Origin of the sequence: Christiangramia portivictoriae DSM 23547 (assembly GCF_000423045.1) — a bacterium.
Lineage (GTDB): Bacteria > Bacteroidota > Bacteroidia > Flavobacteriales > Flavobacteriaceae > Christiangramia > Christiangramia portivictoriae.
This window is the reverse complement of the sequence record NZ_KE383971.1, coordinates 672,167-686,775: the sequence shown is the minus strand read 5'-3', so window position 1 is coordinate 686,775 and position 14,609 is coordinate 672,167. Positions and strand designations below refer to the sequence as shown.

The window sequence follows — 14,609 nt, the reverse complement described above, 5'->3', positions numbered from 1 at the left end:
CTGAAGTCTATGCAAATTCCAGGATGGATTTATTTCCAATTAATAGCAAGCTACTCCGTGAACAATTATCCAAAAACTGGAATCGCTGCTGCTACGATCTAAAGTGAAATCTAGAACGCCTGTACTTACTTCGTCATTTCGGTTATACTGACCTGGACTTTTAGCGATATTTCCAGGGTTATCCTCGCTTAAGTAAACGTGAAGATCATCCAGGCTAACTCCAGATTCAAGATCTATATCAAAATTAACCTCGTCTCCATCAACAGTAATCGTCACAGTACCTACAAGTTCTCCTTTGCTAGTATCATTTTGACCAGCTCCGGCCCAGAAATTGAATGTTTTACTGTTGCCATCAATCGTGGTATCAAAGTTTTCAGCCCATCCCCAACGGTTGCCATTTGAAATCTCATTAATTTGAGTATCTCCAAACATAAACGCTGTTTCACAGGTATCACCTCCATCATCTTCCGGACAGCCATCGTTATCTGCAGAACCCTGTGTATCTGGACATGCATCTTCACAATCTACTACCCCATCATTATCTGTATCTGTAGTACAATCATCTACTGGACAACCGAAATTATCAGCTGTTCCAGCTTCATCGGGACATTGATCACACTCACCGAACAATCCATCGTTATCCAGGTCTTCACCAGGACATTCATCATCTGGACAACCAAAATTTTCAACGGTACCTGGAACTTCTGGACATTCATCATCAACATCTGGCACACAATCACCATCCATATCCCCTTCAGTAGGTACACCAGGACAATCCCCTATTGGTGGCTCACATCCAATTAAGAGGTGTATGTAATCTACAGATTCGCCATCGGCACTCAATAATGCATCAACATCGTTCCAGTCCAGTCCTACTTCTGCCATCGGTGTATTATCTATATCACCATATGATCCAGTCCAATCTAATGGAGTAACGGTATAGAACAGGTAGTCTCTTGTTGCATCTTCAAAGGGAGATTCTGGTACTACTAAACAAAGTGGATCTGCGAAATATTGACCATTATTTTCTCCTGTTGTTGGAGTTTGAGAGGTAGAATAAAGCCTGATACGTTCGTCTCCATTATCGTAATATAGATCTATACTATAGTTCCCTACATAATGACGACCACTTTCGGTACAGTAATTCGCAAAAAAGCACAATGGATAAAGTTTGCCGGGAACAAGATCAAAGAAAGGATATCCATACTCATTGACCATTCTACGATCAAAACATAAAACTTCAACATCTATATAGGGTTTTGTTCCATCTCGTACTTCGAATGTAAAAGGAAGCGCATTGTCCACATATCCATCAAACTGTCCGGGTGTAGCTTCAATGGGTGCTACCCATATTAACTCACCATCATCATCGGGATCTCCATCATAAACACGAAAACCATTCAAAGTCACAGTTACAGAGCTGTTGTTCGCTACTGGTATTTTAAGATCATCTGAATATGCTGTAAAAAAATCTGATCCGTCATTCAGGATGTCTACATCTACATCATAATCATTACCTCCATAGCTGAAGGAAATACTTGCTACTGCTGGAAGTGCATCTGAACAATCAGGAATTTGGTTAAAATGATCCTTGTTCACGCTCATGGCACGATTTGCCAGGTCATTTAATAAAGCTCCAAATTGTAAGTCTACAGACTGAATATCTGTGCCGGTTTCAGAGGAAGATTGATCTTCCTGGCTACAAGACATCACCAGCAACGCTAACATTGCTAATAATCCCAAGCAAATTTTAAAATGTTTCATTTATATTGTGTTTTAAGTTGATTAAAAAAAAGGGACACTTACTTCAAGTGTCCCCCTCAATATTATTGAACCAAAGAAAGTTCTCCACAAGCTACTGGTAAAGTAGCATTGCCATCAAGACCATGAATTACGATCACGTTCTTATCAAGAGATGTGAGATTTTCCATTTCGTCGGCTGAGAGTGTGAAAACTCTTTCGTAAATATAATTTCCATTTGCATCTGCGACAGGATATTGATCTCCAGAAACAGATAGACCCAATTGAACAGGACCGTAGAATGGCTCACCTTCTGCGAGGGTTAGAATACCATCAGCACCAGCAGCGTCCATAGTTGGACAGGTCGCATCCTGTTGAACTCCCTGTACAGGAGCAAATCCATGTATGTGCTGTAGGTGACTCATTCCTGCAGTAGTATTAGTAGCAAGTACGGTTACATCAAATTTATTTCCTGTTTTTGCAACAGAAGCCAAGGCTATAACACCAGAATCATTTAATTCTTTAGCACAAGTCTTATAAACCATGGTGTCGTCACGAGGATCATCAAAGATTTGTGGATCATCAGACTCTCCACAACCTTCAAAGAAGTGGTAGTATTCCAGGTTATCATCGCCATCAAAAAATGTTCTAATTTCCAGATCAGTTAGAATTGCAGTTCTAATTAATTCACCTTCATTAGCGTCATAATCAGGACCATCTTGAATTCTAATTTCAATACGATATCTATCGGTTTCGTCTAATCTATCTGGTAATACGATACATAATGGGTCTGCAGAATACTGTCCGTCTTCTTCAACGATCATATTTTCTATACCTCCATCATAAAGATCTACAAGATTATTACCGTTTTCATCCACTGTCCATACATTCACGCTATAAGAAGCCAGGTAGTGTCTACCGGATGGAGGACAGAAGTTTCCAAAAATACAGAAGTTGATTAGTTCAGTATTTTCAAGTTCAAAGAATACATATCCATATTCATTGACCATACGTCGATCATAACACAAAACTTCAATATCAATGTATGGTTTCGTACCGTCTCGAACATCAAAATCGAATGGTAGAGGATTATCTACATAACCATCAAACTGACCTTCTTCAGATGATTTAGGCGCGATCCATATGATATCACCATCTGAATTAGGATCTCCATCATACACCATAAAACCAGTTAAAGTAACGGTAGTCGTACCATTATTTGCTACTGGGATCTTTAGTGCTTCAGAGTAATCTGTAAAGTATGCAGTTCCATCAAACAGAATATCTACATCTGTCGAATAATTCTGCCCTCCATAGGAAAATTCGATTCTTGCTACAGCAGGTGTAGCATCTGAACAGGTTGGTATCTGATTAAAATGGTCCTTATTAACCTGTACGGCCCGGTTTACGAGTTCGTCAAGTGATGCTCCAAAAGTGATCTCAACAAAAGCTGAATCTTCGCCCGGATTCATTTTTTCGTTTTCATCTTTGCTACATCCGGTGAGCACTAAAGCACACATCGAGAAAATAGCGAGGTATAAATTAAATTTTTTCATGATTAAAAAGTTTTGGTTAAAATTTTGAGAATGGTTAATAAATGTCTGGTCCAAGGAACGATATATGTTCGTGGATAAAGATTCTTAAGATTTGATCTTACGAGTTTTCCGGTTCAGATTGAACCAGGTGGGAGTGACTATCTACTTCATAATTACAGAGTTTTGGTTAATAAATTTTCGAATGGTTAATAAATAATATTAGTTATCTCAAATGAGATGATTCTTTTCAATTTATTAAGTAAGGATCGGGGGCGATCTTAGTGTAGGAAAGATTTTTGTGAAGATGGGGGCAACCTCTTTTGGAAATCTATGTAAATATATGTTATTGTATTCCTCATTTTTATAGGGGAAATCCCCTATTATTTATCTTAAAACAACTCTTTAACAATGCTTTAAGATTTTGGTATTTCTACCAGGTTGTGATTGATAGCGTAAATAATGCTTTCAAGGATCGTATCTGAATTCGTTCTTTTTATAATGCTTGATCTGTGCTTCTCTATTGTTTTAGGGCTTATAAATAGTGCTTCTGAAATCTCCTTGGTCTTATAGCCTTTACATAATAGGGTAATGATCTCTTTTTCTCTTCTCGTGAAATTCTCCTCTTCCATACATTTAACCATTGAAAGAGAATTTTCAACTTCTGTAGCAGTAGACCCCACGTTATCTCGAAGACAATATTCATCACCCATAAAATCAATCAGCATTATATAGGTATCCTGAATTTTCGGAGTTAGTTTTGAAAGCGTGATACGTGCATTCCTAAGTTTCTGACTCGTGATCCTGAGAGTGGTTTCAGTTGTAGCATGCATATGCTTACCTTTTGCAAATTTGCGTAAACATTCACGTATTGTATTTTTAGCATCCGGTCTCACGATGTCTGTAATATCCAGCATTTCCCCACTGGTCCTGAATGTATTTATTGCGACATCATTCATATTAACTATCTGGTCTTTCTCCAGAAGCAGCACGGGTTGATTCATCAGGTGAAAAAGACCCATAAAGCATTCATGCCAGTAATTAAGTTTGTGTTGTTCTGCAGTGCGAGCAATTCTAGAAACCAATTGCTCTAAACCTGTAGCAGTAGAATGGTACTCATCTACAAGATCTTTGTATCGTTTTGCCATCATCTTGATTTCCAAAGGACTACCATAGATTGCAAGATGTGCTCTTTTTAGAAAGTGGGTTGCTTTAAAGTTTTTCAGATTCTTAAAATCTGAAGGTTTACGATAGGAAGTTTTGTCGAAAACAATCGTATCTGGTAATAAATTGAGAACCCTGTGATAAGCTACGTGAATAGGTCCTTCTATGGAAACATCAAACATAGTGCTCAAACCCTGAACAAGTTCCTGGATAAGCAATTCATTCTTACTTACAATAAGTAATTGTTTCTTTTGCATTTTATCTCAAACTTTAAATAAATATAAACAAGCTCCAATTGTAACTAAGTGGGATAAAAGTTACACTTCAAATAGATCATGAACAGATCGGGAACATTTTTAGGGATAACCAAATATAGTGGCTGTAAATCCAGAGATAAAATTTTTACAGTAATATTACTCTGACAACTAGTAATTTACAAAGTAATCCTTTAACATTATTTAATAACTTTAACTCAGTTTAGCGATAAAATCATCATGAAACCACTCGTTTTTTTGAAAACGTTAACAGTGGTAATCTGTATAAGTTCCTACAATAAAAATTTACAGCTATCTTAACAAGAGTACTTTGTCTTCGGCTTTCTTAATACCGCTACAATAAGTAACTTTGCCATCTTGAAAAAATGTATGGAGAAATTTGACGACAGTATTGAGGTATTAGGAGCTAGAGTTCACAATCTTAAGAATATAGATGTTTCCATTCCCAGAGAAAAGCTTGTTGTAATAACAGGACTTTCTGGATCTGGAAAGTCTTCACTCGCTTTTGATACCATCTATGCTGAAGGACAGCGCAGGTATATTGAGACATTTTCTGCATATGCTCGCCAGTTTCTGGGAAGTCTTGAACGTCCTGATGTGGATAAAATTGATGGTCTTTCTCCAGTGATCGCCATAGAACAAAAAACAACCAGTAAAAACCCCAGAAGTACTGTTGGAACGATTACTGAAATTTATGATTTCCTGAGATTACTGTTCGCAAGAGCGGGAGATGCGTACAGTTATAAGACAGGAGAAAAAATGGTGAGTTATACAGACTCACAGATTAAAGAACTGATATTACAGGATTTCAAGGGTAGAAAAGTAAATATTCTTGCACCAGTTATAAGAAGTAGAAAAGGTCATTACCGAGAATTATTTGAATCTATTGCCAAGCAGGGATTCATCAAGGTACGGGCAGATGAGAAGGTGGTTGATATCGAGAAAGGCATGAAGCTAGATCGATACAAAACGCATGATATTGAAATTGTTGTAGACCGCTTAAAGATTGAAGAAAAGCCGGAGGCCGATAAACGGCTGGACGAGAGTATTAAAACAGCCATGTATCACGGGGAGGATACTTTGATGATCCTGGACCAGGAAAGTGGCGAGATTCGGTACTTCAGTAGAAATCTAATGTGTCCTACTACCGGAATTAGCTATCCTAATCCAGAACCCAACAGCTTCTCTTTCAATTCGCCAAAAGGAGCCTGCCCTAATTGTAATGGGATAGGAACCTTATACCAGGTGAACATCGACAAAATCATCCCGGATCCTAAAAAGTCCATCAAAAATGGAGGTTTGGAACCACACGGCCCGCAAAAGAAGAACTGGGTATTCTCTCAACTGGAACTCATCGCTGAACGCTTCGAATTCAGCTTGAACGACCCCATAAATAAGATTCCGAAGGAAGCAATGGATATGATCCTGTACGGAGGGAAAGAAAAATTCTCCAAGGAATCTAAAGCTCTGGGAATTACCAGAGACTTTAAGATCGATTTCGAGGGTGTCGCCAGCTTTATTGAAACTACCTTTAAAAACAATGATTCCACTTCTTTGCGCAGATGGGCCAAAGAATACATGGATAAAGTAATATGCCCTGAATGTGAAGGTTCCCGATTAAAAAAGGAGGCGCTATACTTCAGAATTCATGATAAAAACATAGCTGAACTGGCCAATCTGGATATTTCAGATCTCGCAGACTGGTTCAACAATATAGAAGAAAAGCTTTCCGCTAAACAATTACAGATTGGTGAAGAGGTCGTAAAAGAAATTCGTGCCCGTATAGCCTTCCTGGTAGATGTAGGTCTTACCTACCTCAACCTGAATCGTGGTTCCAAGTCGCTTTCTGGCGGTGAAGCACAGCGTATACGGCTGGCAACACAGATTGGATCTCAACTGGTTGGTGTATTATACATTCTTGATGAACCGAGTATCGGGCTGCATCAACGCGATAACGAAAAATTGATCAATTCTCTTGAATCTTTAAGAGATATTGGAAATACGGTAATCGTGGTGGAGCACGACAAGGATATGATCGAAAGAGCAGATCACGTGATCGATATTGGTCCGCGTGCCGGGAAACACGGTGGCGAGATCATTAGCGAAGGTCCACCGGCAGATCTAATGAATCATTCCACGCTCACCGCAGATTATTTAAGTGGGAAGAAGGCCATCGCCATTCCGGAGAAAAGAAGAAAAGGAAACGGTAAGTCGATCGAATTGAAAGGTGCTACGGGAAATAACTTAAAAAATGTGAGCATAAAACTTCCGTTGGGAAAAATGATTGCCGTAACTGGTGTCTCTGGAAGTGGAAAGTCTACGTTGATCAATGAGACCCTCTACCCTATCATGAATGCTCATTATTTTAATGGAGTAAAGGTTCCTAAACCTTATAAAACCATCAAGGGGCTGGATCATATAGACAAAGTGATCGACATCAATCAAAGTCCGATTGGGCGAACCCCGCGTTCGAATCCCGCAACTTATACCGGTGTTTTTTCTGAAGTGCGTAATCTTTTTGCCAAAACTCCTGAATCTCTTATTCGGGGATATAAACCAGGAAGATTCAGCTTTAATGTGAAAGGCGGAAGATGTGAAACCTGTAAAGGCGGCGGACTACGGGTTATCGAAATGAACTTCCTGCCAGATGTTTACGTAGAATGTGAAACCTGCCAGGGAAAACGATTCAATCGCGAAACCTTGGAAATACGATACAAAGGAAAGTCCATTGCTGATGTGCTGGAAATGACCATCAATGAAGCAACACCGTTCTTTGAGAACATTCCGAAGATTTACAGAAAATTAAAGACGATCCAGGATGTGGGACTGGGTTATATTAGTTTAGGACAGCAATCCACAACACTTTCTGGAGGAGAAGCCCAGAGGATAAAACTGGCGACTGAGCTCTCGAAAAGAGATACCGGAAATACGTTCTATATCCTGGATGAACCAACCACCGGGCTTCATTTTGAAGATATCAGGGTACTCATGGATGTCCTGAATTCACTAACAAACAAAGGTAATACGGTCCTTATTATTGAACATAATATGGATGTGATCAAAATGGCAGATCACATTATCGACATAGGTTACGAAGGCGGTAAAGGTGGTGGTGAAGTTGTTGCCACCGGTACCCCGGAAGAAATTATTAAAAACACTAAAAGTTACACTGCTCGCTTCCTGAAAAAGGAAATGAGCTAAACCAATCATATGAAAGCAGCAAATAGCAATAAGGCCTGGAACGAGATAAGAACAAATGATTCCTGGGCGATCTTTAAGATAATGGGGGAATTCGTGAACGGCTACGAAAAATTAAGCCAGATTGGTCCCTGTGTTTCCATATTTGGATCGGCACGAACGAAACCGGACATGAAGTATTACGGACTTGCCGAAAAAGTGGCAAAAAAGATCGTAGATCACGGTTATGGAGTGATTACAGGTGGAGGTCCCGGGATCATGGAGGCCGGAAATAAAGGAGCTCACCTTGCCGGCGGTACTTCTGTTGGACTTAATATCGATCTGCCTTTCGAGCAACACGATAATCCATATATAGACAACGATAAAAGCCTGGATTTTGACTATTTCTTCGTGAGAAAGGTAATGTTCGTCAAGTATTCACAGGGCTTCGTGGTAATGCCCGGCGGTTTTGGTACGCTTGATGAATTGTTCGAAGCAATTACTCTAATCCAAACCCATAAGATCGATAAATTTCCTATTATTCTTGTAGGGACTGAATTCTGGGGAGGTCTTGTGGAATGGATCAAAACCACTCTTCTTGATAGTTTTCAGAACATTAGTCCTGCCGATATTGATCTGGTGCAGGTTGTAGATACTGAAGACGAAGTAATAGACATCCTGGATAAATTCTATGATGAATATAACTTAAGCCCGAATTTCTAATATTATCAACTGCTGAAGGTATCAAACTTTGTTTATATTTAGATCTGATTTTTGTCAGCTTTAAACTTAAACTTCGTTGAAATACCTTCAGTGTTTCTTTATCGTTCTACTACTCCCCTTTTGGCTTTCAGCACAAAACGCTATAAAGGTGAACGCCCGCCTGGTTGACAGTCTTCATACCATTGAAGTTGACCAGCAAATTACCTTTGTGAATACTGAAGATAGAGAACTGGTTAGTATATACCTGAATGACTGGAACAACGCATTCAGCTCCAAAACCTCCCCTCTCGCTAAAAGATTTGCTGAAGATTTTGCCCGCCGTTTTCATTTCGCTAAAGAGGAAGAACGTGGTCATACAGCCATTGAATCTATAATTTCTACGGAAGGTACTGGCCTGGAATGGGACCGACCAGGCAATATTGAGGACCTTGTACGAGTGTTTCTACCAGAACCACTTGATTCCGGAGATTCCATTACCATAAATCTTCAGTACGAACTGAAGATTCCTGATGATAAATTTACCAGATTTGGTCGGGACAATGATGGCAACTACAAATTGCGATACTGGTATATGACTCCTGCACCGCTGGATAATGGCTGGAAGCTCTATAGTCATAAAGATCTGGGAACGCAATACGTAAGCCCGTACAGCATTGAAATCGATATTGATATTCCTACTGAATATTATGCAGCATCAGCTTTAGACCTTACCCGTACCCAAACCAGAAAAGGCTTTAAGACCATTCATTTTAGCGGAGATCATCGCGTTGACAGCAAAATGTATCTAACCAAAACTTATATTTTTGAGTCCCTTCCCGCAAATTCAAACAAGATCATAACCAATATCCGGGATGAGGATGTGGACCTGGAGAACAAAACGAGATTGCTTTCGCGTACTTTCAGCTTTCTTGAAGACAGGCTGGGAAGCTACCCCAACAAGAATATTTTTATTACTCAGGAAGATTATAAAAACAGTCCTATTTACGGTTTGAACCAACTACCCGGATTCATAAGACCATTTCCTGATGGTTTTCAATACGATTTGAAACTATTTAAATCCATCACGAACTACTATCTCCAGAACTCTATATTTGTGAATCCCAGAACCGAAAAATGGGTGACGGATGCCATCCAGGTTTCTCTAATGATCGATTATGTAGATACGTATTACCCAAATATGAAGCTAATTGGGAATTTAAGTGATATCATTGGGATTCGCTGGTTCCATGCTGCAGATCTGGAGTTCAATGATCAATACCAGTTCCTGTATATGAATGTGGCTAGAATGAATATAGATCAGTCACTAAACACCAGCCAGGATTCACTGGTAAAATTCAACAAAAATATCGCCAATGCATACAAGGCGGGCGTTGGGATCAAATACCTGGAAGAATTCCTTGGGGATTCAACAGTTTCGGAGTCTATTCGTGAATTTTACCAGCAATATCGACTTCAATCCACGACAGATGATCGATTCGCCGAAATACTTCAGAAGAATGCAGAGAAAGATATTTCCTGGTTTTTCGAGGACTATGTGGGAAGCAATACCAAAATTGATTTTAAGATTCAGAAGGTTACAAAAAGGAAGGATGATTCACTGGATGTTCAAATTAGGAACCTGAGGCAAAATGAGATGCCTATTAGCCTCTACGGACTCAAAGATGGAAAATCGATCTATAAAACCTGGGTAGAGAACGTTCGGGATACTAAAACTGTTACCATCCCACGAATGGAAATCGAAAGACTTGCCTTAAATTATGAAGCAGAAATCCCGGAATTCAACCAAAGAAATAATTATAAAAGGGTAACCACACTGTTGAATAAGCCCGTGCAGTTCAGGCTGCTTCAGGACATAGAAGATCCAAGGTATAACCAGATCTTTTTTATGCCTGAATTCGATTACAACCTATACGATGGCATTTCCATTGGGCCCAAGCTGTATAACAAGACTGTTCTCAGCAAAACTTTTAATTTCTCAATGTCTCCTAAATATGGCTTTGGAAGTGAAACTCTTGTAGGTTCAGCTTCCTTTTATAATGCACATCAATTCGAGAACAATGATTTGTACCTGATTTACTATGGAGTTGGTGGTTCCAGGTATTCCTATGGCTATGATCTGTTTTACCAGAAATACAGTCCGTTTCTGGTCTTTGCCTTTAGAAATTCCTACCTGCGAAGCAATGAGAGCCAACGTTTGCTTATACGGAACATCAACGTTCACAGAGATCAGAATCCAGAGGAACCCTTGCTTCAGCCAAATTATAATGTGCTTAATGTGAAGTACAGCTACAGCAATCCAAATTTTTTAAAGCACCTTACCGCCTCCTTCGATTATCAACTCTCAGATAAGTTTAGTAAAATAGCCGTGACTGCAGAATACAGAAAATTGTTTACCAATAACAGGCAGATTAACTTAAGATTTTTTGGCGGGACATTTCTATATAATGATTCACGCAATAATGATTACTTCAGTTTTGCGCTGGACCGTCCTACAGATTATCTATTTGATTATAATTACTACGGAAGAAGCCAGGGAAGCGGTTTATTCAGTCAACAGATCATTGTTGCTGAAGGTGGCTTCAAATCTCAGCTCCAGCCCGAGTATGCCAATGAATGGATTACTACAATCAACGCCAGCACCAATATCTGGAAATGGATCTATGCCTATGCTGATGTTGGGATCGTTAAAAATCGACATGAAAATGGGAAGCTCTTATATGATTCTGGTGTTCGAATGAGCCTGGTACAGGACTATTTCGAACTGTTTCTTCCCGTCTATTCCAATCTGGGGTGGGAAGTTGCCCAGGAAAATTATGATGAGAAGATCAGGTTTATCGTATCGCTGGATCTTGGAACGATCATTAAACTTTTCACAAGACGCTGGTACTAAAATGATCAGCCTCGCTATAATTGGAACAATTTCACATTTATCAACAAATTCTGAATCTTACGCCTATTATTTTTGAAATAAATAATAAATAAAGGTTAAAATTAAATTATTATCAGTTTTACCGTAAAAATTTGAATTGTATATAATTTTGATTTTCGCTACATTTGCTCCTATTCAAATTTATGTTCATGCAAAGCGAAACACAAACTGAAAATTCAATTTCATTTGATGAATTCAAGTCTCAGGTACTTGAAGATTACAGGATTGCTGTCACCAGCAGAGAATGTAGTCTTTTAGGTAGACGTGAAGTGCTTACCGGGAAGGCGAAATTCGGAATATTTGGAGATGGAAAGGAAGTTCCACAACTGGCTATGGCCAAAGCTTTCAGGAATGGTGATTTCAGGTCGGGTTATTACCGCGATCAAACCTTTATGATGGCTATAGGTGCGCTTACGCCAGAGCAATTATTTGCTGGTCTATATGCAGATACGAATCTGGAAAATGAACCCATGTCTGCCGGAAGGCAAATGGGTGGTCATTTTATGACTCACAGTCTGGACCAAAATGGAGAATGGAAAAATTTGATGGAACAAAAGAATTCCAGTTCAGATATTTCTCCTACTGCCGGGCAGATGCCCAGACTTCTTGGTCTTGCGCAGGCTTCTAAGATCTATAGAAACGTTGAGGGAATTTCTGCTGAGAAATTTACAGATAATGGAAACGAGGTAGCATGGGGAACCATTGGAAATGCCAGTACAAGTGAAGGTCATTTCTGGGAAACCATTAACGCCGCTGGTGTTTTGCAGGTACCAATGGTGATGAGCGTATGGGATGATGAGTATGGAATTTCTGTACACGCAAGACACCAAACAACCAAAGAGAATATTTCTGAAATCCTTAAAGGTTTTCAGCGAGATGAGGAGAATGATGGCTATGAGATCATTGTTGTGGAAGGCTGGAATTATCCGGCTCTGGTAGATGCCTACGAAAAAGCCTCTTCTATCGCTCGTGTAGAACATTGCCCTGTTTTAATACATGTTCAGCAATTAACTCAGCCTCAGGGCCACTCAACTTCAGGATCTCACGAGAGGTACAAATCTGAAGACCGATTGAACTGGGAAAAGGAGCATGATTGTAATGTGAAGTTCCGGGAATGGATTATCGAAAATAATTTCTCCAATGCTGAAGATCTTGAAGTGATGGAGAAGGAGATCAAGAAACAGGTAAGAACTGCTAAAAGCAACGCCTGGAACAATTATTTGAAGCCAACCCTCGACAGGAAAAAGCAGATAGTAGAAATTCTGGGAAAAGTTGCTAAGAATAGTGCCAACGGTAATTTTATAACTTCTCTTAAAGAAAATATTGCGAAAGACAGGGAACCTTTGAAAAAGGATCTTATCTCTGCAGCAAGACAAACTTTGAGGTATACTATAGGTGAGTCTTCTGCTGCAAAAGAGCAGTTGCTGGACTGGTTGAATGAATATGGAGAAGAAAATAAGGGAGAATACAGTTCGCATCTTTATATCAATGAAGATACGCTAACAGAGGTTTTACCTGAATATAATGAAGAAGCAGAGGAAGTGGATGCACGAATTATCCTGAGGGATAATTTCGATCAGATCTTTGAAAATCATGCAAATACATTGATATTCGGTGAAGATTCAGGCGAAATTGGAGATGTAAACCAGGGTCTTGAAGGGCTTCAGAATAAATATGGAAAATTTAGAGTTTCTGATGCTGGAATTCGGGAAGCGACAATCCTGGGTCAGGGTATAGGAATGGCCATGAGAGGCTTGCGTCCAATTGCGGAAATTCAATATCTCGATTATGTATTATATTGTCTTCAGGGAATGAGCGACGATCTGGCTACACTGCATTATAGAACAAAAGGAATGCAAAAGGCACCTTTAATCGTTAGAACCAGAGGACATCGACTGGAAGGGATCTGGCACAGTGGTTCTCAAATGGCGGGAATTCTTAACCTGGTTAGAGGAATGTATGTTCTTGTACCCAGAAACATGACCAAAGCCGCTGGTTTCTACAATCATTTACTGGAATTAGATACTCCGTCCCTTGTGATTGAATGTCTTAATGGATACAGACTCAAAGAAAAGCTACCTACAAACCTGAAAGACATAAAAACGCCGATTGGGGTTACTGAAACTTTACGGGAAGGTACCGATATCACACTGGTATCTTACGGTTCCACCCTTCGAATTGTGGAAGAAGTAGCGAAGGAATTAGCTCAGGTGGATATTGACGCTGAAGTAATCGATGTACAGTCGCTTTTACCTTTTGATATAAACCATGACATTGTAAAAAGTGTTCAGAAAACAAACCGTTTGCTGGTGATAGATGAAGATGTTCCAGGAGGAGCCTCTGCCTATATCCTGCAGAAAGTTCTCGATGAACAGAATGCTTACAGATACCTGGACAGCAAACCGCAAACTTTAAGTGCTAAAGAACACAGGCCAGCTTACGGTACAGACGGTGATTATTTTTCGAAACCTTCAGCCGAAGATATTTTTGAAAAAGTGTACGCTATCATGCATGAAACCAATCCTAATAAATATCCAAAACTACGATAGTAAATCTATCTTTCTTTATACAAGCCGCGATTCATTCGCGGCTTTTTTGTTTTCGTTTATCAGACTTTAAAAGGTGCTTTCGAAAGACTTGTTTCCAAGATCGTAGCTTTATGGCTATTCAAACAAAACGGTTATGAGTAAGGAAATTGAAGAAGTGATTCAAGATCACGAACGGGAAGGAAAATATTTTAACTATAATGATATCAAAACCTTCGCTCTGGACAGAGGAAGTGGTGAAGTGGTACTTTGTGTTCCTAGAGTGCCTACTTCCTCTTTTCTATATAGAAAGGTTATAGATTCACTAGCTGAAAAACATCGTCGTGGTGTCTCTGTAGATCTTCCCGGACTTGGTCTTACGGACAGGCCGGAAGATTTTGACTATGTATTTAATAATTTCGCCGACTTTCTTACAGACTGTCTTCAGGAATTAAGAATTGAGAAGTTTCACTTAGTAGTGCATGATATTGGAGGTCCTGTAGGGTTCGCACTGGCTGCAAAGAATCTGTAAAAAGTACAATCG

The 14,609-nt window shown here is 39.5% G+C and carries 8 protein-coding genes; 5 read left to right on the top strand and 3 right to left on the bottom strand.

Annotation, left to right across the window (positions count from 1 at the left end):
- Positions 1-39: 39 nt before the first annotated feature.
- The 3 genes from G529_RS0111560 to G529_RS15790 form a co-directional block, all read right to left on the bottom strand.
- Positions 40-1,764, bottom strand: coding sequence for a hypothetical protein (locus G529_RS0111560; protein WP_157514622.1), 1,725 nt, complete (start codon positions 1,762-1,764; stop codon positions 40-42).
- 62 nt (positions 1,765-1,826) lie between these two features.
- Positions 1,827-3,296 carry a hypothetical protein gene (locus G529_RS16210; protein WP_157514620.1) on the bottom strand — a complete coding sequence of 490 codons (1,470 nt, stop codon included), beginning with the start codon at positions 3,294-3,296 and terminating at the stop codon, positions 1,827-1,829.
- A 392-nt stretch (positions 3,297-3,688) separates the two neighbouring features.
- Positions 3,689-4,693, bottom strand: coding sequence for a LuxR C-terminal-related transcriptional regulator (locus G529_RS15790; protein WP_051201421.1), 1,005 nt, complete (start codon positions 4,691-4,693; stop codon positions 3,689-3,691).
- Between the two features lie 387 nt (positions 4,694-5,080).
- Between G529_RS15790 and uvrA the strand changes: the two genes are divergently transcribed.
- The 5 genes from uvrA to G529_RS16730 all read left to right on the top strand — a co-directional run bounded on the left by uvrA (position 5,081) and on the right by G529_RS16730 (position 14,597).
- A complete protein-coding gene (gene uvrA, locus G529_RS0111545; RefSeq protein ID WP_026915680.1) occupies positions 5,081-7,912 on the top strand; it encodes an excinuclease ABC subunit UvrA in 2,832 nt (943 codons plus the stop codon).
- A gap of 9 nt (positions 7,913-7,921) precedes the next feature.
- Positions 7,922-8,611 (top strand): LOG family protein, encoded by a 690-nt coding sequence (locus G529_RS0111540; RefSeq protein WP_026915679.1) that lies wholly within the window; start codon positions 7,922-7,924, stop codon positions 8,609-8,611.
- 148 nt (positions 8,612-8,759) lie between these two features.
- Positions 8,760-11,501, top strand: coding sequence for a gluzincin family metallopeptidase (locus tag G529_RS0111535; RefSeq protein WP_245566917.1), 2,742 nt, complete (start codon positions 8,760-8,762; stop codon positions 11,499-11,501).
- Positions 11,502-11,689: 188 nt separating this feature from the next.
- Complete coding sequence (locus G529_RS0111530) at positions 11,690-14,089, top strand: alpha-ketoacid dehydrogenase subunit alpha/beta (RefSeq protein WP_026915677.1); 2,400 nt, start codon at positions 11,690-11,692, stop codon at positions 14,087-14,089.
- Positions 14,090-14,222: 133 nt separating this feature from the next.
- Entirely contained in the window at positions 14,223-14,597 is a 375-nt protein-coding gene (locus G529_RS16730; RefSeq protein ID WP_245566916.1) for an alpha/beta fold hydrolase, read from the top strand.
- The last annotated feature ends 12 nt before the right edge of the window (positions 14,598-14,609 follow it).